General features: G+C 45.1%; 21 protein-coding genes (1 of these 21 only partly in view). 6 read left to right on the forward strand and 15 right to left on the reverse strand.

Features of this window, described 5'->3' with window-relative positions; all coding sequences use genetic code 11:
- Positions 1 to 7: 7 nt before the first annotated feature.
- On the reverse strand, positions 8 to 1,342 hold the full coding sequence (locus PO771_RS17690; RefSeq protein WP_272560955.1) for a cytochrome ubiquinol oxidase subunit I: 1,335 nt from the start codon (positions 1,340 to 1,342) through the stop codon (positions 8 to 10).
- Between the two features lie 167 nt (positions 1,343 to 1,509).
- Between PO771_RS17690 and PO771_RS17695 the strand changes: the two genes are divergently transcribed.
- On the forward strand, positions 1,510 to 1,755 hold the full coding sequence (locus tag PO771_RS17695; RefSeq protein WP_272560956.1) for a hypothetical protein: 246 nt from the start codon (positions 1,510 to 1,512) through the stop codon (positions 1,753 to 1,755).
- A 69-nt stretch (positions 1,756 to 1,824) separates the two neighbouring features.
- Here the strand turns inward: PO771_RS17695 and PO771_RS17700 are convergent, their stop codons facing one another.
- The 5 genes from PO771_RS17700 to PO771_RS17720 form a co-directional block, all read right to left on the reverse strand.
- Entirely contained in the window at positions 1,825 to 2,157 is a 333-nt protein-coding gene (locus PO771_RS17700) for a hypothetical protein (protein ID WP_272560957.1), read from the reverse strand.
- 167 nt (positions 2,158 to 2,324) lie between these two features.
- Positions 2,325 to 4,460, reverse strand: a complete 2,136-nt coding sequence (locus tag PO771_RS17705; protein WP_272560958.1) for a sigma 54-interacting transcriptional regulator — start codon at positions 4,458 to 4,460, stop codon at positions 2,325 to 2,327.
- 104 nt (positions 4,461 to 4,564) lie between these two features.
- Complete coding sequence (locus PO771_RS17710) at positions 4,565 to 5,950, reverse strand: putrescine aminotransferase (RefSeq protein ID WP_422664965.1); 1,386 nt, start codon at positions 5,948 to 5,950, stop codon at positions 4,565 to 4,567.
- A 32-nt stretch (positions 5,951 to 5,982) separates the two neighbouring features.
- A complete protein-coding gene (locus PO771_RS17715; protein WP_272560960.1) occupies positions 5,983 to 7,458 on the reverse strand; it encodes an aldehyde dehydrogenase family protein in 1,476 nt (491 codons plus the stop codon).
- A 204-nt stretch (positions 7,459 to 7,662) separates the two neighbouring features.
- Positions 7,663 to 8,934 (reverse strand): Glu/Leu/Phe/Val family dehydrogenase, encoded by a 1,272-nt coding sequence (locus PO771_RS17720; protein ID WP_272563206.1) that lies wholly within the window; start codon positions 8,932 to 8,934, stop codon positions 7,663 to 7,665.
- Positions 8,935 to 9,083: 149 nt separating this feature from the next.
- Here PO771_RS17720 and PO771_RS17725 point away from each other — a divergent pair, with 149 nt between their 5' ends.
- Positions 9,084 to 10,385, forward strand: coding sequence for an MFS transporter (locus tag PO771_RS17725; RefSeq protein WP_272560961.1), 1,302 nt, complete (start codon positions 9,084 to 9,086; stop codon positions 10,383 to 10,385).
- Positions 10,354 to 10,536 carry a hypothetical protein gene (locus tag PO771_RS17730; RefSeq protein ID WP_272560962.1) on the forward strand — a complete coding sequence of 61 codons (183 nt, stop codon included), beginning with the start codon at positions 10,354 to 10,356 and terminating at the stop codon, positions 10,534 to 10,536. The genes PO771_RS17725 and PO771_RS17730 overlap by 32 nt, the downstream gene beginning before the upstream one ends.
- A gap of 27 nt (positions 10,537 to 10,563) precedes the next feature.
- Here the strand turns inward: PO771_RS17730 and PO771_RS17735 are convergent, their stop codons facing one another.
- From PO771_RS17735 to PO771_RS17770, 8 genes are all read right to left on the reverse strand, one after another.
- The gene (locus PO771_RS17735) at positions 10,564 to 11,145 is read right to left on the reverse strand and encodes a DUF3501 family protein (protein ID WP_272560963.1); all 582 of its coding nucleotides are present in this window, start codon (positions 11,143 to 11,145) and stop codon (positions 10,564 to 10,566) included.
- An 88-nt stretch (positions 11,146 to 11,233) separates the two neighbouring features.
- Positions 11,234 to 11,668 carry a rubrerythrin family protein gene (locus PO771_RS17740; protein ID WP_096463080.1) on the reverse strand — a complete coding sequence of 145 codons (435 nt, stop codon included), beginning with the start codon at positions 11,666 to 11,668 and terminating at the stop codon, positions 11,234 to 11,236.
- Positions 11,669 to 11,815: 147 nt separating this feature from the next.
- The gene (locus PO771_RS17745) at positions 11,816 to 13,204 is read right to left on the reverse strand and encodes an APC family permease (RefSeq protein ID WP_272560965.1); all 1,389 of its coding nucleotides are present in this window, start codon (positions 13,202 to 13,204) and stop codon (positions 11,816 to 11,818) included.
- Positions 13,205 to 13,504: 300 nt separating this feature from the next.
- Complete coding sequence (locus PO771_RS17750; protein WP_272560966.1) at positions 13,505 to 14,905, reverse strand: APC family permease; 1,401 nt, start codon at positions 14,903 to 14,905, stop codon at positions 13,505 to 13,507.
- A 223-nt stretch (positions 14,906 to 15,128) separates the two neighbouring features.
- A complete protein-coding gene (locus PO771_RS17755; protein ID WP_272560967.1) occupies positions 15,129 to 15,935 on the reverse strand; it encodes a formate/nitrite transporter family protein in 807 nt (268 codons plus the stop codon).
- A gap of 46 nt (positions 15,936 to 15,981) precedes the next feature.
- The gene (locus PO771_RS17760) at positions 15,982 to 16,455 is read right to left on the reverse strand and encodes a helical membrane plugin domain-containing protein (protein ID WP_272560968.1); all 474 of its coding nucleotides are present in this window, start codon (positions 16,453 to 16,455) and stop codon (positions 15,982 to 15,984) included.
- Positions 16,456 to 19,410, reverse strand: a complete 2,955-nt coding sequence (gene fdhF / locus PO771_RS17765; protein WP_272560969.1) for a formate dehydrogenase subunit alpha — start codon at positions 19,408 to 19,410, stop codon at positions 16,456 to 16,458.
- Between the two features lie 305 nt (positions 19,411 to 19,715).
- A complete protein-coding gene (locus tag PO771_RS17770; protein WP_272560970.1) occupies positions 19,716 to 20,078 on the reverse strand; it encodes a Na-translocating system protein MpsC family protein in 363 nt (120 codons plus the stop codon).
- Positions 20,079 to 20,228: 150 nt separating this feature from the next.
- Between PO771_RS17770 and fdhD the strand changes: the two genes are divergently transcribed.
- Positions 20,229 to 21,026: a formate dehydrogenase accessory sulfurtransferase FdhD gene (fdhD, locus tag PO771_RS17775; protein ID WP_336297961.1), complete on the forward strand. Its 798-nt coding sequence runs from the start codon at positions 20,229 to 20,231 to the stop codon at positions 21,024 to 21,026.
- On the opposite strand, the gene PO771_RS17780 is transcribed toward fdhD, so the two are convergent.
- The gene (locus PO771_RS17780; RefSeq protein ID WP_272560973.1) at positions 21,013 to 22,260 is read right to left on the reverse strand and encodes a helix-turn-helix transcriptional regulator; all 1,248 of its coding nucleotides are present in this window, start codon (positions 22,258 to 22,260) and stop codon (positions 21,013 to 21,015) included. The genes fdhD and PO771_RS17780 overlap by 14 nt on opposite strands.
- A gap of 232 nt (positions 22,261 to 22,492) precedes the next feature.
- On the opposite strand from PO771_RS17780, the gene PO771_RS17785 reads away from it, so the two are divergent.
- The gene (locus PO771_RS17785; RefSeq protein WP_272560974.1) at positions 22,493 to 22,861 is read left to right on the forward strand and encodes a hypothetical protein; all 369 of its coding nucleotides are present in this window, start codon (positions 22,493 to 22,495) and stop codon (positions 22,859 to 22,861) included.
- A protein-coding gene (locus PO771_RS17790; protein WP_272560975.1) for a sodium/solute symporter crosses the window boundary here: on the forward strand, positions 22,861 to 24,144 show its 5' portion. 285 nt of this gene lie beyond the right edge of the window; 1,284 of the gene's 1,569 nt are visible here — the first part of the coding sequence; the start codon lies at positions 22,861 to 22,863; its stop codon lies beyond the right edge, outside the window. Before PO771_RS17785 ends, PO771_RS17790 begins: the two co-directional genes overlap by 1 nt.

Consider the following 24,144-nt stretch of genomic DNA (forward strand, 5'->3'; position numbering starts at 1 on the left):
CTCCCCTTTACGCCGCACCAGATGCACTTAATTCATTTGTAAGTGGATGGCGGCGGAAATAGTAGCGCAGCACAAGAATTGTCGCGACAGCTAGGATGACGTACACGATGACAAAAAGCATAAATAACAGCCCAATATTGCTAGAGCGAGTCATCGAGTCCGCCGTCAGCATTACCCGGTACAATACCCATGGCTGGCGACCTGTACAGGCAAAAATCCAGCCAAATTCAATGCCGATCATGGCAAGAGGTCCTGATGCAATAAAGATCGCCATCAACCAGCGCGGAAACATCTCCCGCTTCAGCCCATGCCGCCAGAAGAACCCGGCTAGTGACAACACAATGAGCAAGCTACCAATCATGACCATAACATTAAATAACGTATGAATGTAGAGCGGCGGCCAGGTAGCTTCAGGAAACTCATTCAACCCCTTTACCTCCGTGTCGAATCGATTGCCTGCTAAGAAACTGAGCATCCATGGCATTTCAATCCCGTACTTCACCCTCTGCGCTTCTCGATCGGTATATCCGAAAAGAGTTAGCGGTGCATACCGCTGTGTTTCAAATAATCCTTCCGCCGCGGCCAGCTTCTCAGGCTGGTGCTTATGCAGCGACTGCGCTGATTCATGCCCGTTCAGCGCTGTTAGCAACGAGAATATGCCCCCGAGAGCAAGCGATAACATGAGCGCTTTACGATGAAACGTAAACTCTGCTACAATCCCTCGCTTTTTCAGCATTTTATATGCCGCTGTAGATGCAACCGCAAATGCTCCCGTCATATACGCCGAGAACCACACATGCACCGCACTCACTGCGAACGTTGGGTTAAAAAAGCCTTTCCACGGGTCAACATCGACGACCGCTCCATTCTCAATCCGAAAGCCTGTTGGCGTTCCTTCAAACGTATGGACATTCGTAATCAGCACAGCCGAGGCCAGCGCCCCAATTGCTACTAATGTAACTGTTGTAATACGCATCGAACTTGTAAGTCGGTCATACGCATACACATAAATCGACATGAATAACGCTTCCAGCAAGAACGCAAAAATTTCAATCTGAAAAGGAAGCGCAATTACTTTCCCGACAATCTCCATAAACCCCGGCCATAAGAGCGACAACTGTACGCCGGCAATCGTACCTGATGGAATCCCGACACCAAGCAGAATTGCAACCACCTTCGTCCAGCGTCGTGCCATAATGTTATAATCTTTATCCTTGCGCCACCGCGCCATCAGCTCCGCTGTCAGAATCATAAATGGCAAGCCAACACCGAGCGTGGCAAAAATAATATGGAAAGCCATTGTCGTACCAAACATCGCACGAGCTAATTGAAGATCATCCATATTTATCTCCCCCTTTACTTTCCGATACTGCATACATGGTTTAGTATTTTACAGGAACTACTAAAGTATCCAGAATGCCGAACAGCACAATCTCCATGTTTTGCGTAATTCGCAGGTGGAATGTACAATAGAAGCATTCGGCATAACAAAAATAGGGGGATCACCATATGAACGCAGAACAAATTCAATTTTTCAAGCAAATGTTTGAGAATGCACTCCAGTTACCGGAGAAAGAACAACTAGTCCTGCTAGAAGGCATGGCAAACCAAGCAAAACAATTTGTGCAAAACAACAGTGATTTTCAAATGACACCGGAGCTTATGATGGAGATGATGGCGATGTTCTCCAAACTCTCTCCTGCTATGCAAGAAAAAGTAAAAGAAATAATCACTCCGTTTATGAAAGGCATATAAGCACAAAAAAACCGCACAGCTGCTAGAAAAACAGCGTGCGGCTTTTATTTTCCTTCCAACAAATAGCGTCTAACTACCGACACGCTCATCTGTTTTCGTGAATACCCGCTCCAACAAGTAAGCTGCATACGGATGCCTGTAATTTACCTCGTGTTCTAGCCGGTACAGCTGACTCCAGAGCGAATTGTATATAGACCGATATCGATTCGGGATCTCTTTCTGAAAACAGGCCTGCATATGAACAAGACGCCATTTAATGTAGGTCCGTTCTTCTTGCGTATTTTGTATCTCGCCCATGTCCATTCGTACAATCCGCTCATTCGCCTCATGGAATAATGTTTCTGCCATCTCATCGAAGCTTGCAAAGTTCCTGCCCTCAAAAATATAACCGAAATCGTTCATCTCTTTATCTCCTTGCAGATTGCTCTTCTATCATTGTGTTAGCAATATGCTTATGCAACAAACCAAAATATATCGCATCTGCTTAGCAAGTTAAAGAAACAAACGATCTCATATCGTTACATAAATCGACACTTCTATAAAATTAAGTCTTAGGTCACATGCTTTATTCACGCTCGAAGTCCCGCTTGCTTCTGAAGAATTTTTTGGTACTTGCGACTTACGGACGATTGGCTAATTCCAAGTGCCCGAGCCGCCATGGTGGTTGTTTTGTACCGTTCCATTGCCAGAATGATTAGCTGCTCCTCCACATCATCAAGCGCCTCTTGAAGCGGAATGAGACTCGTAATAATCGGACGCACTTTAACTGCAGCCCGCTTCCACTGCAGAAACTGATTCACATGCTCCCCTGCAATGATTTCATCCTCAGTAGTTACGACCGCGCGTTCAATAATATTTTGCAATTCCCGTACATTCCCCGGCCACGAATACACTTCCAGCAAATTAAGTGCATCTGGACTAAGCTGAATGTCACGTCCGTGCGCCTCATTCAGCCGCTGCAGAAATGAATACGCCAGCACCGGAATATCTTCCGGCCGCTCCCGTAACGGTGGGATATGAATCGGAATGACATTCAGACGATAAAACAGATCTTCGCGGAATTTGCGCTCTTCTACGAGTTTCTCCAGGTTTTTATTCGTTGCCGCTACAATTTGTACATCAATCGGAATCGGCTGTGTGCTGCCAACTGGGATGACTTCTCGCTCCTGTAGAACACGCAGGAGCTTCACTTGCAACGACAGCGGCATTTCTCCAATCTCATCAAGGAACAGTACCCCTTTATCTGCCTTCTGGAAATAGCCCACCTTGCCTTTCGGGTCAGCTCCCGTGAACGCTCCCTTCTCATACCCAAACAATTCGCTTTCCAGCAAGTGTTCAGGGATCGCACCACAATTTATTTTCAAGAATGGCTCATTCGCACGAGAACCAAGCTGGTGAATTGCTTTGGCAAAAACTTCTTTCCCTACTCCCGATTCTCCCGTCAGCAATACCGTAGAAGAGAAACGAGCAATTTTTTCAATTTCTCGTATAATCCGGTCAATCTTCGGACTACAGTACACAACACTTCGATTCAGCGTATGGCGGCTCTTTAAGCTCTCTAGCTCTTCCTTATACTGCCGCGACAGCTTCTTCATCTCCCGCAGCTCCGACTTAAGACGGGTCGTCTCGGTAATATCCCGCGATGCGATTACGATACGCTCGATGTTCCCATCTTCATCAAAAATCGGATTGCCCACTGCGAGCATTTTGCGTCCATTCTCCATATCTTGAATGATCGAGACCTTCCGCTTGCGTTCTAAGACCAGCCGAGTAACAGACGGATTGAACGTCCCTTGATCTTCCATCTCCAGCACATTTTTGCCAACGAGACTCCCGGTACCAAGGTCGTTTGCCGCCTGTGCATGCAGCGTATTATTATCGCTAAAGCGAATCAATTCCCCTTTATGATTGACGACGAGAATCTCGTCATAAATGGTCGATAAAATCGCTTTCAAATCTTTATTCAAGTTTTTCACATAGTCAAGTTCCATAACCATGTCTTCGATCATCGGCAAATCCTGAACGACGATCACAATACCCTTCACCTCGTGATCAACGCTCAGAATCGGACTATAGTCGGCCAGAATCCCCATCTCTTGTGTTACATGAAGCTGATTGAGAATTGCTTTCCCATTTGATAGCACGTATGAGATCTGTTCTGCCCCGAAAATATCGGTGGCCCGTCGGCTCGGCAGTTTCTGTCCTTCGCACCGGATCATACGCAGACCGGCATCATTATGATTAATAATGTCTCCCTGCTTATCCACTACAAAAATCCCCATCGGAATTGAAGCCAGGATGGTGCGGAACAAATCGATGTTATGGTCATCCTGTCGCAGAAGCTCAATCAGAATATCTTCCCGCTGCAAGTAGCCACATACTTCATCATGATGATTTCTTACAATGACAATTTCTTCTCCAAGCAGCTTGAACACATCAGATACGGCCACATCACAGTACACATGGCAGGCGAAATGAATCGGAACGATGTTCGCATGCAGAAGGGTAAGTGGTTCAGCGTCCATATCTGATTCAGTCTCAATCACCACATCATGCGCCCGTACATAGCCCAGCAGTTTTTCTTTGTTCTTAACAAACAATACAGGTTCATGTAACTCGTCGAATGTTTTCTGTGCCTGCACGAGCGTCGTATCGATGGAAACCGTATGAATGTTGCGTATATTCTCCTCAGTAAACACCAGCATGTCCCGGCCTCCTTTCCAAGCAAACGGTTTTCTTCCATTATACACAAATTAAAAAGGCAGGAGAGCCATCAACCCCCCTCTCCTGCCTTTTTTTCTATTGGAAACTAGCCCTGTACAACAGCTTCCTTGTTCACTTCTTTTAATACTTTCGCAAATGTCTCACATACTTTATCGCACTGCTCTTTTTCGATCGTAAGCGGCGGCTCGATGCGGACAGTTTTCGCATTGATCAATGTACCTGCTGTCAGAACGCCATTGTCAAAGAAGCCTTTTGCGACTTCGTAACCGATCTCGTCACTAACGAACTCGATACCGATCAAGAGACCTTTCCCACGAATTTCGAGCACTTTATCTTCGTGACCTTTCATCGCATCACGCAGACCTGTAATGAGATAGTCGCCCATTTCAGCTGCACGTTGCGGTAAGTTCTCTTCGATGAGCACGTTAATCGTTGCAAGTGCAGCTGCACATGCGAGCGGGTTGCCGCCGAATGTAGTCGTATGCAGGAATGGATTGTCAAACAGATGCTCGAATACTTTCTCACTTGCTACTGTCGCACTCGCCGGCATAACACCACCACCGAACGCTTTTGCCAGTGTAATAATATCTGGTACAACGCCATAATGATCCGCGCAGAACATTTTACCAGTACGTCCCATCCCTGTTTGTACTTCGTCAAAGATCAGAAGTGCGCCGTACTCATCGCACAGTTCACGAACTTGCTTCAAGTAGTCGTCCGGCGGGATAATAACGCCACCTTCGCCCTGAATTGGCTCAAGCAGTACAGCTGCTACATCTTCCCCTACCATATGGCAAGCCGCCATCGTTTTGCGCATCATCTCGATGTCACCGAATGCAACATGACGGAAGCCGTTTACGAGCGGCATGAACGGTTTACGGAATACACCTTTAGCTGTACCAGACAGAGCGCCTAAGCTTTTACCATGGAACGCGCGTGTTGTCGCAATGAATGTGCTGCGACCTTCCTCACTGTGATAGATTTTTGCCATTTTAAGCGCTGCTTCTACCGCTTCTGTACCGGAGTTACCGAAGAAACAGTATTTCAGGTCGCCCGGTGTGAGCATGCCGAGTGTTTTAGCAAGCATTGCACGAAGTGGGTCGAGTAAGTCCTGGCTGTGAAGCGGCTGCTTTGCCATCTGATCCGTTACCGCTTTGATTACTTTTGGATGACTGTGACCTACGTTGTAAATACCGAAGCCACCTAGGCAGTCAATGTATTCTTTGCCGTGTACGTCTACGAAACAGTTGCGACCAGAGTCTTTCCATTCTACAGATGCAAACTGGCCGTCTTTTGTTACAGACTTACGGTATTCTAAGAAACCCGGATTTACATTTTCACGGAATCCGTCTACAGTTTCCTTAGCAATCCACGCCGCTTCTTCTTTTGTTACTTCTGTCTTTTCAATAATGTCGAGAACTTGTTCCGTATATTTGAGTACTTCGTTATAATTTTGCATAATTGCCTCCATGTTTTATATTTTGATTTTGATTTTGATTTGTATTAGTTTTCAAACCAACCGATCGGCTCTACGTTCAGGTTGATGTTGATTTGCTTCACTTCGGTATATTCTTCAAAGCCAAATGTTCCAAGCTCACGTCCAATACCACTTTGCTTGTAGCCACCCCATGGCGCTTCATTATATGTCGGGTGGTAGCTGTTAATCCATGTAATACCGGCACGCAGCTTGCGAATGACGCGCTGTGCTTTCGCGCCATCACTTGTGAATACACCGCCTGCAAGACCGTATACCGTGTCATTTGCGAGCTTGATCGCGTCCGCTTCATCCTTGAACGTCTGGACAACAAGGACCGGTCCGAAAATCTCTTCTTTTACAATCCGCATATCTGGTGTTGTATTAGTGAAAATTGTCGGCGCTACGAAGTTACCGTTTGCCAGTTCTCCGTCTGTCAGACGCTCCCCACCACATGCAAGCGTTGCGCCTTCCTGTTTGCCAATTTCGATGTAGCCAAGCACTTTTTCCATGTGGACTTTCGATACGAGCGGCCCCATCTCTGTGCCTTCTGCTTGACCAGGTCCCACCTTAATTTTCTTCGCACGTTCTACAAGCGCTTCCACAAATCTGTCATGAATGCTTTCTTCTAATAGAAGGCGAGAACCGGCTGAGCATACCTGACCCTGATTCGCAAAAATTGCAAACAATGCATAATCGACTGCTGTGTCAAAATCAGCATCTGCGAATACGATATTTGGAGATTTACCACCAAGTTCAAGTGAGATTTTCTTCAGGTTACCTGTTGCCGCTTTCATAATGGTGCGACCCGTTGCCGTACCGCCCGTAAATGCTACTTTATCTACATCATGGTTGGACGCGATCTCCTGACCAACTGTCGGGCCTGCACCAAGTACGAGATTCGCAACCCCAGCAGGAACACCTACTTCATCAATGATGCTAAACAGGCGAATCGCAGTAAGCGGTGTCACTTCTGATGGCTTAAATACAACCGCGTTACCAGCTGCAAGTGCTGGAGCAAGCTTCCAAGCTGACATTAGAAGCGGATAGTTCCACGGAATGATTTGGCCGCACACCCCGATCGGTTCCCGAACGACCATGGCCTGCATCGGATCAGCCACTTCATATGTCTGACCGTGCGGCTTTGTAGCCAGCCCTGCATAATAGCGGAAGCATGCAACGGCATCTGCCACATCGAATTCTGCTTCACGTAGTGGCTTACCATTATCGTCTGTTTCAAGTGCCGCAAATTCTGCTGCACGTGCTTCCAGCTTATTCGCAATTTCAAACAGGAGACGGGCCCGTTCGCTTGCTGGTGTGTCCCACCAACCACCTTCGTAGAATGCATATTTTGCTGCTGCAATCGCACGGCGAGTATCCTCTTCATTTCCTTCTGTTACTACTGCGATCACTTCACCCGTTGCCGGATTGAGTACTTCGCGAGTTTCTCCACTTGCTGCGTTAACCCACTCTCCATTGATGTACATCTGCAAAACGTCTGCCATGTTTTCATCTCCCTTGCACAAGTTCATGATGCTTATTCAGCTTTGCACATTTATTATGCAAGTGTGATGCCAAACACATCGTATTTGTGATGATCTGTGATATTTCGCGCTTTTTCTACCCACTTAGCTTTTTATCACTTTTAAATATTTCGTTTTTTCTATGCAAATATGAATAATCCTATTCAAAATGTAATATTGTGTCGATTAGTCAATCCAGCCGCGCAGTCGCGATGCCTCAGCAAGCCGACGAACCGCTACCATGTATGCAGCCGTGCGCATATCAACCTCATACGTTTGGGCCATTTTATACACCTTATCGAAGCTGGCTGCCATCTTATCTTTTAAGCGGGTATCAACCAATTCTTCATCCCAATAAAACCCTTGATTATTCTGCACCCATTCAAAATAAGATACAACGACACCACCTGCATTTGCCAATACATCCGGGACAACTGTAATGCCACGTGCTTGCAGAATTTTATCCGCTTCTGCTGTTGTCGGACCATTAGCAGCTTCTACAATGAAGCGGCATGAAAGCTCATGTACATTCTCTTCGGTAATCTGTCCACCGAGTGCTGCTGGAATTAATACATCGCATTCCTGTTCAAGCAGTTCCTTATTAGACATTGTATTCGTAAACAGATGGGTAACCGCACCAAATGAATCTCGACGCTGCATCAGATCAGGAATATCCAGCCCATCCGGATTGTACACTCCACCAAGAACGTCTGCGATTCCAACCACTTTTGCCCCACTCTCGTACAAATATTGTGCGAGATAACTTCCTACATTTCCAAATCCCTGAATAATAACACGCATGCCGGCAAGCTCCATCTTATTCTGTTCAGCGAGGAATTGCAGGATATAGAACAAGCCGCGTGATGTAGCTGTTTCTCGACCACGAGATCCCCCTAGCACAAGCGGTTTGCCCGTGATGAAGCCTGGTGAATCAAATTCGCGAATATGGTCGTATTCATCTAGCATCCAGGCCATGACCTGAGCGTTCGTATACATATCGGGTGCCGGAATATCTTTTGACGGGCCCACAATCTGACTGACCGCACGTACATATCCACGACTTAGCTGCTCGAGTTCACGCATGCTCATCTGGCGTGGGTCACAGATTACTCCACCTTTACCGCCCCCATATGGAAGATCGGTAATGCCGCTCTTCAAGCTCATCCATCCAGATAGCGCACTCACCTCATCACGATTTACATCTGGATGAAAGCGAATTCCACCTTTTGTTGGTCCAAGTGCGTCGTTATGCTGGGCACGGTATCCTTTAAAAATTTTGGTCGTGCCATCGTCCATTTTGACTGGGATGTTTACTTCGAGTACCCGCATCGGCTCTTTAAGAAATTCATACACAATCTCCGGGTAATGCAATAATTCCACAGCTTTTTTTAAGACAGATTGAAACGCTTCCAATTCTCCTGAGCTAACTTGCACATTTGAAGCAGATGCTTTTTCCATCATATATTCCCACCTTTACGTTGTTTGTACTTCGTAAAGAGAAGCAACAATCATGCCAGCTTTATGAACGAACAAACGTGCATGATCCCGTACTCATAGGGGAACACTAAAAAATGCTGATCAAAATTACTAGATAAAGGGGATTTTACATGAAACAGACAGGGCGGCTGGATGGACAGGCCAAACTTCTGCTCCTGCTCAATACACTTTATATCAGTGGAATTGGGCTCTCCAATACGTTTGTAAATGTGCATCTATGGAAGGAAAAACATGACTTCAAGATGATCGGTCTATTCAACCTATGTACGTTTCTGGCCATCCCGATTGCTTTCTGGCTGGGGGGACATCTTACCAAGCGATGGGACCGAGTACTGAATATTCGGCTCGGCATGGCGGTGATGGCTTGTTTTTATACAACCGTACTTCTCCTGAAAACAATGGTGGCTGCATATATTATCCCCCTTGGACTATTGCTCGGAACGGGGGCTGGCTTCTACTGGTTTGGTTATTCTCTGATGTACTTTGAAATAACGGAACCGAATAACCGAGACGTATACAATGGCGCTAATGGATTCCTGATTTCCGCCGCTGCAGGCTTTGCTCCATTTCTTGCTGGCTGGCTTCTCACAAGGCAAGCATCCGGCTATATACTTATCTTCTCCCTATCACTTGCTATTTTTCTTGCCGCTATAGTAGCTAGTGTTTTTATTAAAGCTCGTGCATGTGAAGGAATATTTAGCATGCGATCAGTCTGGCAAGAAACGATTATGCCGTCCCGCTGGCGGCAGATTGTATTTGCCTACATATTCTGGGGTATGCGAGAAGGAGTAACGATATTCACAATTGCATTACTTGTGTTTATTGTTGCCAAAAACGAGATGGCCATCGGAACGTATGCATTACTTACATCTGCTATTTCACTTGTTGCTTATTATGCAATAGGAAAATGGATTCGTCCTGAGCGCCGATCTATTTTTATGCTAGTAGGGGCCCTTATGCTATCTGTTGCCTTTCTTCCCTCATTATTCAGCCTGCGGTATAGTTCCCTATTGTGGCTTGGCATTATCACATCGTTTTTTTACCCATTTTTTGCTGGACCGCTCATCTCGACAGCGTTCGATGTAATCGGTGAAAATATGAAAAAAGTCCATCAGCGGGCCGAATACATTGTGATGCGTGAGTTCGCTTTTAGTACGGGACGTCTTGGCGGAACTATGCTATTTCTCATAGTGGTCACCTTTACATCTCGTCCACAGACAATTGTCATGCTCCTAATAGCTCTTAATCTTATACTGCTAGCCTCTTGGCTCTGCATAAGGTCAGCTTATATGAAAGGAAAGAATGAACATGAAAGAACAATACATTCTAGCCTATTTCAATACGATCGCCCAGGCGTTCCACGTTCGGGATGCTCTCGTAGTGATGCCAGGCGTGGTCGAAATCCGAGTTGAACGAATCGCTGCTTCCGGACCTAGTCTGACCGCTTATGCAGGTGAGCATACAGAACCTGCAGGGCGAGATATTCTACTTATTGCAACAGTAGACAACGATCACTATTATTCCGTGCATCAGTTTATCCGACAGAGCGGTGGGCTTATCTAACTACAAAAAAACAGCTGGCATCATAACTTATGCCAGCTGTTTTTGTAAGGATGCTGTCAGTTCTTTAGACAATACCGCTTCCGATTGATAGTTCTCATGATGAACGGCCACGATAACGTCACCATCATGTGCCAAAAATGCCTGAAGCTGCTCCGGTGTGAATGGGAAACGAATGTAATGCACCGATTGCGTGTAAGCTTCGTCTTCTTCTCCTTCATCGTCCGGTTCATAAGACGTCACTGTTTCCCCGGCAAAATGCAGTTCTATGCGATCCTCAATCCCCACTACCGTTTTGTTAAACGCACGCAGCTCTTGCTGATTCGGAATCTCAATGAACAATGTCATACTCAGTTCATGATCATCTGGAATTAAGTCATTGTAAACATCGAGCATTTCTTGAATGTATTCCTCCCGCTCGATTTGCTCGGCGCGAATCATCTCCTGAATTTGATACCAGACGGTCAGACGTGTCTCAAACAAACCAGACATCCGGTCATTCAGCTTCATCCGGCGCACTTTTTTCTCTTGAATGACACGCTGGAGGAATTTCTCCTGCACTTGCACGTACTCTTTGTACGGAAGTAATTCGTTCTTGGCAATCTTTTTCATCCGATTTCCTCCCTAATAAAAATGAAAGAAAGCCGGGACGCATAAGGTCGACAGCCCGTCCCGGCTTCTACTACATACTATGCCCGTATTACTCTTCGTTCAGGCTGGAAAGAATTTTCTTGAATGTGTTCGCGTGTGCCTTCTCAGACTTCGCCATTACTTCGAACCATTCTGCAATCTCATCGTATCCTTCTTCACGCGCTTCTTTTGCAAAGCCAGGGTACATCTCGGAGAATTCATATTCTTCCCCTGCAATCGCAGATTTCAGGTTGTTCGCTGTTGTGCCAACTGGCAGATCTGTTACTGGGTCGCCTGCACCAAAACGAATGAGCATGTCGAAGTGACCATGCGCATGTGCTGTCTCGCCATCACCAATGCGGCGGAATGCATTCGCTACATCTGAATGACCTTCTGTATCTGCCTGCTTTGCGAAGTACAGGTAACGACGGTTTGCCTGGGATTCTCCAGCGAATGCCGCTTTCAGGTTAGCTAATGTTTGGCTGTTTTCAAGTGTTTTACTCATAGTTATTTCCCCTCTCTTTTATAGTATTTATTTATTTGTAATAATTATAAATATAAAACCGTAAAATTGCAACCCGTATGATAAAAAAATCGCTTTCTAAATAAGAAAGCGACAAAATACCCATGCTATACGTTATCATTTATAAACTCATGCAACAATTTCATCTTTAGAAAGCTCAGTCGGCACATGATGATCATCCGCTTCTTCAAAATGAATCTCACCAGGAGTCCGCGTAAAGAACTTCGTGCTATAGACAAGATACGCAAATCCAACCACTGCCCAGCCCAAACCTAACATGAAAGAATTTCTCTCCAGGTTCCACCACAGAACTGCAATCGTCGCCGCACCAAGAAGCGGAGCCAGCATATAAGAGAAGAATCCTTTTGCTGTACGGCACAGCTTCTGCCCTACACTATAATGAGCAATAACAGAGAGATTCACAAACGTAAAGGCAATCAGCGCACCAAAACTAATAAAAGAAGTCGCAGTCATCAGGTCAAAAAACATCGCGGTCATCGTAACAAGACCGACAAGTAATACATTAAAAACCGGTGTACGCAAAACTGGATGTACATATCCAAAAAGTTTTTTCGGCAATACACCATCCCGCCCCATTACATATAACAACCGCGATACACTTGCATGAGAGGCCAGTCCAGATGCAATGGTTCCCGCAAGCGCACCCGCGAGGAAAAATAATTGAAATAACTGCCCACCTACATAAAGTGCAATCTCCGGTGACGTAGCATCAGGATGCTTAAAATTCGATACGCTTGGGAATACAGCCTGAGCAAAATACGAACTAGCTGTAAAAATCAAACCACCGATTAATGCAGTCAAAAAGATCGCACGCGGAATCGTTTTGACCGGGTCCGCAGTTTCCTCCGCATAGGTGGTCACGGCATCAAATCCAAGGAAAGAGAAACAAAGCACCGTGGCCCCTGCAATGAGCGCAGATATCTGCATGTCCGGTTTATAGATCGGCCCCAAACTGAATGTACTCCCGTACCCCATTCCTTCCGACAGCTTCCAAATCGCCAGCCCAATAAAAATCACAATGGTAAGAATCTGGTACACAACAAGAAAATTATTAAACCGCGCTGTCGAACTCATCCCTATCATATTCACGATCGTAACAAGCCCAGCAAACGCCGCAATCCATATCCAACTCGGTACCGCTGGGAACAATGCCGTCAAATAAATCTGGGATAATAGTGCATTCACCATCGGAAGCAGCATGTAATCAAGCAAAGCCGCCCAACCAACCATAAATCCCAGATGCTTATTCATCGTTTTTTGTGTATACGTATAAGCCGAGCCCGCGCTCGGAAAAGCTCGAACCATCTTTCCATAACTAAAAGCTGTAAACAGCATGGCGGCTAAAGCCATTACGTACGCAACCGGAACATGTCCGTTCGTTTCATTGGAAACGATTCCAAAAGTATCAAATACAACCATCGGAGTCATATATCCTACTCCAAGCATGACGATCGACCATAATCCTAAGGAGCGCTTTAAGCCTGCCGATTTTTCCATTGATCATTCCTCCTTCTCGCTGTAGGGGCAAACTTCTATTGATTTCGAGTCAAAATTAATATGTTTTTTAACTATGCAAATGTAATGCCAATATTAAAGATTTAAAATATTTAAACAAAAATGTAACCATACTGCTATTCTGTACTATTTTTAATAAAATTCCTACCTTTTATCTTGCTAGAATGGTACAAATACAGCGATATTTTTATGCGAAACAGAATACTCAATGCATATCCGCATAAAAAATGCAGCCAATAGCAGGCTGCATTTTTTCACTTTATTCATTTGTCCATGATTCTTCTACTTGGCAAGCGCCCCATTCTCCACTACCGGCTCGCCTTCAATAACGGCTGATTCTTCGTCCGCCTCTTCGAAATGAATATCCATCGGACGAACACGGAATAGTTTTGTTACATACATTAGATAGACAAGCCCAATTCCAAACCAGATTAGCCCCATAGTAAATGAGCTTTCTTCAAGATTGTACCAGAGCACTGCAACAAACGCTGCACCAATTAACGGTAGTAAAACATAAGACAGAAAGCCGGACACCGTTTTGTGCTCCTTCTTCTTCAAAGCATAATGCGCGATGACAGACAGGTTTACAAAGGTAAAGGCAATCAAGGCACCAAAGCTAATAAACGCAGATGCAATTTCTAAGGTGAAAAATACAGCTGTCACAGAAATAAAGCCAACGAGAATGACATTGAACAGCGGCGTATGTGTACGCGGGTGAACATACCCAAACAGTTTTCGCGGCAGGATGTTATCCCGTCCCATTACATATAATAAGCGCGATACACTCGCATGAGACGCCAATCCTGATGCGATCGTTCCGGCAAGTGCACCCGCCAGGAAAAACATCTGAAACAATTTGCCGCCTGCATACAGCGCAATCTCTGGCGAAGTCGCATCTGGATTCTTAAAGCGAGAAATGTCCGGGAACAATGCCTGTGTAAAATACGAGCTGACGATAAAAACTAATCCACCAATCAGCGCCGTCAAAAAGATGGCCCGCGGAATGGTTTTCGTCGGATTCGGAGTCTCCTCCGAATATGTTGTAACCGCATCAAATCCAAGAAACGAGAAACAAAGTACAGTCGCCCCTGCAATTAACGTCGACATATGCATATCAGACGTGTACAGCGGCCCCATCGGCAATACTTCTCCGTATCCAAATCCACCGATTAGTTGCTTGACGGCAAGAATCACAAAAATAACTACGACAAGAATTTGATACAAAACAAAAAACGTATTAAAATTGGCTGTCGAGTTAACCCCAACTGCATTAATAATCGTAACAAGTGCTACAAAACCAACAACCCATATCCACGCGGGCACTTCCGGGAACAGCGCAGAAAGGTAAATTTGTGTAAGTAATGCATTTACCATCGGAAGCAGTAGATAATCCAATAGCGAGGACCATCCTACAAGAAAGCCGAGATGCGGACTGATCGTTTTCTGCGTATAGGTATAAGCAGACCCTGCACTCGGAAACGCCCGAACCATTTTTCCGTAACTAAAAGCTGTAAACAACATGGCTACTAACGCGATGATGTACGCCATCGGAACATGACCATCCGCTTCTTTGGAAGCGATTCCAAAAGTATCAAACACAACCATCGGGGTCATATACCCAACCCCCAACATGACAATCGGCCACAATCCTAATGATCGTTTCAGCGTTGCTGATTTTTGCATCGATCACTCCTCCTCACAGGAAAAAATAAATATTTTTATAGTCTTAATATCAAGCAAGAAGTGTGCCATCATTAGAAATATTAAGACTACTGTATTTTCGGAAATTTTTTTATTACTTTTTATGAATTTTCAAATAATCTATTCGTTTTTGCATATATCTTTAGAGGTATTACCAAAAAAAAGCCATTTCGACACTAGACCGAAATGGCTTTTTCTATATTTATTATGCAGCTTTGCTTTTTTGCTTTGAATCAGTTAACGATTCTTCGCGCAAAAAGGCGAACCAATAGGCGGTCGCGATAAACAACGCACCTCCGACTGCATTCCCAAGAAAAACAGAAATGAAATTCGGCAGATATTCCATCCAGGTAACTTTACCAGCAAAAATAGCGGCCGGAATCACGAACATATTCGCCACAACGTGCTGAAAGCCAATTGTAACGAACGCCATAACCGGGAACCAGATGCCGAGAATTTTGCCTGCAATGTCATCCGATGCAAATGCAAGCCATACACCTAAGCAGACCAGCCAGTTACATCCGATCCCCGAGATAAATGCTTGCAGGAACGAATCGTTCAACTTAGCGTGTGCAATCGCCGTCGTCTTCGCCAAGAATGCCCCTGTCTCTGTCAAACCAACTACGTGTCCAAAGAAAAACGCTACAAAGATTGCTCCCAAAAAGTTTGCTACCGTAATCCAAAACCAGTTACGTGCCACTTGTGACAGCGTTATACGGCGGGACAAATACGCAATCGGCAACGTTGCCATATTGCCTGTCAGCAAGTCCCCACCTGCAATAATGACAAACATAAGACCAACGGGGAACACAGCCCCTCCAAGAAACGAACTAAAGCTTCCCCATTCTTTCGGTAGATTGCCGATTGTTCGAATATCGAGCAAAAATCCAAGTGCGATGAACGCACCTGCCAAAAATCCTAACATAAGCATCGTTGATATAGACGTGTTTGCTTTTTTTACGCCGACTTCTACGGCATTTTTTGCAATTTGTTGTGGTGAATGAAACGCCATCCTAACTAACTCCCCTTTGCCTCTTCCTTCTCTATCATAGCCAGTATTACAACTTCTCACCGAGTCCTTTTAAGAAACCGACTGCCATCGTAAGGGCACGGTTTGCATTCGGATCACGGAGAACTTTAATCAAATCGAACATCCCCATCTTCTGATTGGACTGGAGTTCTTCATTGGAACGGTCAATGCCATTTACGACACCGGATACAACCTTACGTATCATTTCCGGCTCTAACTCTCCCACCATACCGACTGCACTCATCACGTTGTTAATCCCACGCGTCATGGTTGGCTTAGACAGTTGAGAAACTCCGATTTCCATCACCTTTTCACGTGATTGAATTAGCCCACCGATCACTTCCATCGCACCCATCTCATGCAGCAGTTCTACAATCTTTAACAAATCCTTAATCGCATCACCGTGCTTCGCGACAACGCTAAGCAATTCACCCAGCGCCTGTGCCTGTAGTTCTGCTTCTGTCGGTTCATGACGGGTTACGTCTTGAATTGGCTTTGCCATTTAATTTTCCTCCCGGCCAGCTGTTTCCAGCGGCTTGTAGTCCGCACGGCTCCATTTGCGCTCGACTTCAACACCGGTCTGTGGATTACGATTGCCATAGCGAGAATTGATGCGCGGTAATGGACTGTCACCTTCTACACTTAGCACCTGCATTTTAACCTTTGTTTCTTTATAAGCAGGTGTATGGGTCACCAGGTCATGATGATTTCCTGTTAACAGGTTGACAGCCGAATCCTCTCTTGTTGAATTCATTGGCACGTACAGCTCTTTTCCACGTACACGGTCTGTGACAAGAACACGCAGTTTAACGGCTCCATATAGCGATTCAAGTCGAACAAGTGACCCATCTTTTACACCACGCTCTTTTGCCAACTCTGGCGAAACCTCGACGAATGTGTCAGGAACTTTATGATTGATGCCGCCAGATTTGTTCGTCATGTTGCCTTCATGGAAATGCTCCAGCAGACGACCGTTATTAACAAGCAAGTCGAATTCGCTTGGCAATTCCACTGGTGGAACCCAGTCAGTTGGGAACAGACGTGCTTTGCCATCCGGGAATGGGAACTTCTCCAAGTACAAAATCGGCGTATCGGTTCCATCCGCCTGAACCGGCCAGAGCAGACTCTTAAAACCTTCCAGACGCTCGTAGTTCACACCTGCGAATAGTGGTGCGAGACTCGCCGCTTCCGCCATGATTTCACCCGGGTTGTTATACTGCCAGTTTGCCCCCATCGCATTCGCTACCTCAGTGAGAATCACCCAGTCAGGACGACTACCTTTCAGTGGCTCAAGTACCTGATACAAGCGTTGAATACGACGTTCTGTATTGGTGAAAGTTCCTTCCTTTTCAAGACTTGGACTCGCTGGCAGGATCACATCTGCGAATTGAGCCGTTTTGGTCAGGAAAATATCCTGCACAACGAGGAATTCAAGTTTCTCAAGTGCTGCATGGATGTAGTTCGCATTCGCATCCACCCATGCCATTTCCTCGCCCATGATGTACATCGCTTTTAAGTGACCTTCATGGATCGCTTCAATCATGGCTGGGTTATCCATCCCCTTCTCAGCCGGAAGGGTTACACCCCATGACTGCTCGTAACGAGCACGAACAGCATCATCTGTCACAAGCTCATAGCCTGGGAAGAAATTCGGCAGTGTACCGAAGTCACATGCTCCCTGTACGTTGTTATGTCCACGCAGCGGGAACGCCCCTGCATTTGGACGGGCAAAGTTACCCGTTACAAGCAATAGGTTGCTGATTGCGGTACTCGTTTCACTAGCTCCACAGTGCTGAGTCACACCCATAGCCCAGAAAATTGCCGTGCCATCTGCTTCATGAATCATGGCGGCCGTCTGGATCAACTGCTCTTTCGAGAGACCCGTTACTTTTTCCGCGTACTCTAGTGTGTATTTTTCAAGTGATTTCGCATAGTCGGCAAAACCATTTACTTTCTCGTTTAGGAACGCAACATCATGCCAGCCCTGATCAATGATGTATTTCGTTACCGCAGACAGCCATACATGATCGGTACCTGGATTAGTACGGAGGAACAAATCTGAGCGCTCCGCCATTTCGTTTTTACGCAGGTCTGCAACAATTAACTTTTGTTTCCCTTTCTTGTGGGCACGTTTGATACGTGTTGCGATAACCGGGTGCGCTTCTGCTGGATTTGCCCCAACGATAATGCCGAGACCTGCACCTGCCATGTCGTGGATAGAACCTGCGTCACCGCCATAACCGACCGTACGGAACAAACCTGTTGTCGCTGGAGACTGACAGTAGCGTGAGCAGTTGTCCACGTTATTCGTACCACCAATAGAACGCGCAAGTTTTTGCATCAAATAGTTCTCTTCATTCGTACATTTAGAAGAGGAAATAAATCCGAGCGCATCGGCACCATCACGGTTTTTAATTTCCAGCATCTTGCTTGCGATCAGGGCATATGCTTCTTCCCATGTGGCCTCAACAAAGGTATCTCCTTTACGAATGAGTGGCTTGGTCAGACGGTCTTCACTATTCACGAAGTCCCAACCGAATTTCCCTTTTACGCATGTCGAGATGCCGTTAACCGGAGAATCCGGCGTTGGTTGAACCTTGAGGATCTTACGCCCTTTGGTCCACACTTCAAACGTACAGCCTACGCCACAGAACGTACAAACTGTCTTCGTCTTTTTCGTCCGTGTGCTGCGAATGGTCGCTTCCAGATCAGATACTGCGAGAATCCCACTGTAGCCCGGCTCTACTTCTTTTACCAGCTCGATCATTGGAGCCATCAGCTCTGGTTTCAGCTTTGTCATCGTACCAGCCTCACCAAGCATTGATTTCTCCATCAAGGCGTTACATGGACATACGTTTACACAGTGACCACAGGAAACACATGAAGATTCATTAATATTCACATCGTTATCCCAGATTACACGCGGGCGATCGAGCTCCCAGTTAATCGAAAGCGTCTCGTTAACCTGTACATTCTGGCATGCTTCTACACACTGTCCGCACAAAATACATTGTGTCGGGTCATAGCGGTAAAACGGATGCGACATGTCAACTTCATACGGTTTTGGGCTAAATGGATACGATTGGTGTTCAATGCCCATCATTTCTACTGTGTTATGGATGCGGCAATCGCCATTGTTGTTATCACAAACGGTACAATAAAGCAGGTGATTTTCCAGAATGCGATCCATTGCCTCTGTTTGTGCTGCTTTTGCTGATAAGGACTGTGTTTCAATCTTCATACCTGGCTGCACTTTTGTCGCACAGGAACGTACAAGCTGTCCGTTTACTTCCACCATACACGTATCGCACGTTTGAATCGTACCGAGATTCTGATGATAGCAGATGTGTGGAATTTCAATGCCGTTCTCTTTGATCACATCAACCAAGTTCTGGTCGGTACTGGCTTCGTAACTTTTGCCGTTAATCGCAAGCGACACAGGTGTCTTCGTCTCCATACTTCCTCCCCCAATTTCTTCATGTTCATTTACCGGAACACAATAAAAAATCCACCATGAAACAACTACCTGAGACTTTAACAGTTCTCAGGCTTATACGTTGTTTCATGGTGGAATAGTCGTCAGCACTTACATAAGTACTGTCATATACCAATCCGCCATATATCAGTTAATGGTTACAATAACAAGAAACGAATAGAATACGATTACCGCAATCAATTCGCAACTTATAATTATATCCCTATCAAACTATGATGAACGAAACTTCATATCTAAATCCATTTAACATTATAGTAACAAATTCGTCACATGTCTAGCACTAATGGTCTATCAAAAACAAAAACTGTCATAGCGGTATCCATTTCATAACGAAAATCTACAAAAAGTGTGACCAGCTTGGCGTTTACAAGCTCTTCTAACGGACGCCCCACTGACAAATCCTCATAAATTTTTTTAATAAATTCAGTTCGGGTCTCATGAATCATCCGTCTGCCTTCTTCTGTCCGACTCATAAACTTCTCAACGCTTGTAAGGTTCCCTTTCATTTCACAAATTGCCCACGGTCCAGTAAATCTAGTAATAATATGAGTCGGTCCCTTGCCAACATGTGTTTTACGAATTTCACGGACAATATTACTAAACTCGTGTGCAATACGGGCAGTACTCATTGTGCTCCACCTTCCTTGCTGCGTATTCTGCTCATCTAGAATTGCATGTTCTCGCTTACAATGCAAGAGAAGGGTATAAAAAATTCTTTTGACTTTCTTTCTTCACAAACTACAATAAAACAAGAAAGAAAGGTGGTTTTGTTTAGCATGATTCATCCTATCACTCACACTCGCACTGTCTGGCATTATGAAAATGATGAATGGACAGAGCGCACAGATGAAGTCGTAAATGAATTTCCTGTAACAATTTTTCTCGATGAAGAAGAGTTTGCAACCGTTGTATGCACACCTGAATACATTGAAGATCTCGTAATCGGCTTTCTAGCATCTGAAGGAGTCATCCGATCCTTTGCTGACATCAAAATCATTACGGTCCAGGAGGAAGAAGGATTTGTCCATGTAGAGACTCACGCTAAGCATAAGCTAAATCAACGTCTGTATTCCAAGCGCTATATTACTTCATGCTGCGGGAAAAGTCGTCAGCATTTTTATTTTTACAATGATGCTCGTACAGCCAAAGTTATGACTGAAAAAAATGTTCTGCTTACCCCGGCAGATTGCTCTCGCCTGATTGCAGCTATGCAGGACAACTCTGTTGTCTTCCGAAATACAGGCGGCGTTCATAATGCAGCGCTGTGCGATAAAACGGGCATTTTGGTTGATCGCATGGATATCGGTCGCCATAATGCACTCGACAAAATCTACGGCTACTGCCTCCAACATGATATTTCTTTACACGATAAAGTCATTGCATTCAGTGGACGCATCTCTTCAGAAGTGCTGCTTAAAGTGGCCAAAATCGGCTGTGAAGTCGTTCTGTCCAAATCCGCGCCGACCCGCCTAGCCCTTGAACTTGCCGAAGAACTTGGCATTACGGCAGTTGGCTTTATTCGCGGCAGTTCGCTAAATGTATATACTCACCCGGAGCGGATTGTTATACAAAAATAATTTCAATGGTGCCTCGGTATTCACTCGGAGCTAACCCTGCATATTTTTTAAAAATAGCACTAAAGTAGTTCGGCGTGTTAAAACCAAGCTCTTCGGCAATTTGTTCAATGGTCTTATTCGTGTGTCGTAAAAGCCAGATCGCACGCTGCAGGCGGACAAATGTAACATACTCCACAAAACTCCGGCCCGTTTCTTTCTTGAACAAGCGACTGAAATAGGCCGGGCTTAAATTCACCTGTCCTGCCACACAGGTCACGGTTAAATCCTCTGTATAGTGTTCAATAATATACCGACTACACTGCTGGATTAGCTTATCATCTGCGATCTGGTCATGATACCGTAAAGAGAGACGCTCATACGGAGGGGTTCTCCTTGCTTTTCGTGCTTCCCGATAGGAGTGAAATAAAGCTAATGGTTCACGGTAGATCTCCCCAACTCCTATATACAGGTGTATATTTTGCTCTTCCTCCAGCTCCGCAATTGTAGAAAGCAATGCAGACTGTCCTGCCTCCCAGCAGCGAAGAGATGGGTATGCCTCTGGGATACGTAACAAGAGAAGCATGTGTTTACGGTAAGACAAAAAAAACAGATGTGGAACAAGTGGACCGAGATGCTTCTGTACATACTGACGAATCTCCCTGCCTGCATTCCAGCCTTCTGGACGTTCATGTTCTGGAAATCGGACAAATCCTTGAATAAAGCAAACGACATTTGGGATCGCTTCTCCCGGAAAAAAAGAACGTGCCTGAATCAATTCAGATTCCGTCCGTACTTCATCACGTAGCAATCGTCGTAAAAAAGCTTCCTGAAATGGTCTAACATCCCGCTCGCTCTGATGAGAAACCTGCTCATAAATATCCTGGTAGTTTACCGGACTCTCTAGTTCCTCTGATAACGCTTTCAAATTTCGTTTAAGTGTGCGATAAAGCAGACTCTTTTTTAATGGTTTTATAAACAAAGAAGGCAGCTTCATTTCCATTGCTATTGGAGATGTTGCGAGAATCGCAGGTGATAAAATCGGGATGATCCGGCATTTTGGATTTCTTTTGCGAACCCGGTTTACTTTTACCCAGTCAAACAAAGTATGGATTTCGATCAATAAAATATGAAAGCTTTCTACTGGAAGCTCTGTAATTTCTTCTACTTGGCAACATGTGTCGAATCCCTCTCGCATCCAGGTGCTAATCTTCTCTTTCTCTTCCGTATCCTGCATAAGCAGCTGAATGATATACAAGTCTCCCTCTCCTCTTTCTTTAATGAAATTCGACAGTTTCCTATGTAAAACTATACTATATTTTTCTGAATAGGACAAATTTTTGTATATTTTAGACACTTTTTTGTAAGGTATCTGCGTGATGAATCCATTACAATCAATACTAACTATTTTATCTGCCGCACAACTAAGGAGGGAGTCAAATACGCGGCACATTCAGATAATAGAAATAAACAAAGGAGGAGAAAACCTTATGGCAGCTGAGTTTACTGAGTATGAATATGTTGCTGCAGGCACGGTTGATGTCAGTCAACTAGAGCCACTCGACAAGGAAACTACACGTATCATGAGAGATGAGATGTCCACTGGTTCCAAATTAACGATCTTTTATTATGTTTTTATTTTTATGATTCCCATTTTGAACTGGCATGCAAGCGGCTTCATGTTCTCTCGTATGTGGGGTGGCATGACATATACCTGGTTTGTTACCGGCATTGTCGCCATGGCAATGGCATTCATTATTGCTTATGTTCATACTTCTCTTTATGAAAAGCGCTTACACAAATATCAAGGAAGCACAGGTACTCCATCCACTCATTCTGAAGGGAGGAATATTGGCTAATGCTCCAAACACTACTCGAACCTAAAATGATCTTAACCATCCTTTTGATGGGTACGATTGTTTATATTACGTATTTAACAAAGAAAAGCTCTACTGCTTCCGATTACTTTGTAGGTGGCCGAAGCTTCGGCTGGTTCACCAATGGTTCAGCCATTGGTGGTGATTATCTGAGCGCCGCAACGTTTCTCGGTATCGCAGGTCTGACGTTCCAGCTTGGATATGATGGCGCTTACTATGCGTTTTGTTTCTCTATCGGTCTAACGTTGCTTGCGATTTTTGTTGCTGGACCGCTTCGCCGTTTTGGAGCTTACACAGTCGCTGACTTCCTAGCATATCGCTTTCACAGTAAACGCGCTCGTCTGGCTGCAGTAGCCGTTGTTCTTGCGATTTCCGGATTTTATGCAGCTCCGCAGCTTCTCGGTGCTGCTCAAATTTTAAGCATGTTTTTCGGCACAACCTATGAATTCGGTATTATTTTTACGTGTACAGTTATGGTTTTCTACGTAGGTATTGGCGGTATGAAAGGTACGACAATTAACCAGGCTCTTGAGCTTTGGATTCGTCTTGGTGCCTTTGTATTAATGGCAGCTGCTGCTGTCTATGGCGGTCTTCATTACGATAGAATTCTTGCAGCGATTAATGAGTTCCATGGATCTATTGCAGGTACTGCCCAATTTGCAAAGGACGGAAAAGATGTAGCTTTTGACGGTGCTTCCTGGACCGGAACAGGTCATTATTTCCCTACATTCTGGCAAACAATTTCCATGACAATCGGTCTGTCACTTGGTACGATCGGTCTGCCTCACATCCTGCTTCGCTTCTATACAAACCCAAGTGCAAAAGCAGCTCGGAAATCAGCCTTGATGGCAATCGGTATTGCAAGCGTATTCTTTTTCTTTGCAGTTTACCTTGGTGCTGTCGGACGCGCTGTTTTCCTTAGTGGTTCTGCAAGCCCTGAAGTTATGAAGGATCTCGTAGCAGGTGGTAATAACATGGTTATTCCATCTACGGCACAAGCTCTCGGTGGCGAATGGTTGCTTGGTCTCGTAATTGCCGGTGCTTTTGCTGCAATCTTCTCTAACCTCTCGGGTCTGTTTATTGCAAGTTCTGGAGCTCTTGCACATGATCTGTACGCGACGTTTATGCGTAAAAACATTACAGAGCGTGAGCGTGTTATTGCAGGTAAAGTAGCAATCGTAATCCTTGCTTTCCTGTATGGTGCACTTGGCCTCATGGTAAAAACAGCATCCATCGGTCACCTCGTTGCCCTTGCATTTACAGTA

Source organism: Aneurinibacillus uraniidurans (assembly GCF_028471905.1).
GTDB classification, from domain to species: Bacteria; Bacillota; Bacilli; order Aneurinibacillales; family Aneurinibacillaceae; genus Aneurinibacillus; species Aneurinibacillus uraniidurans.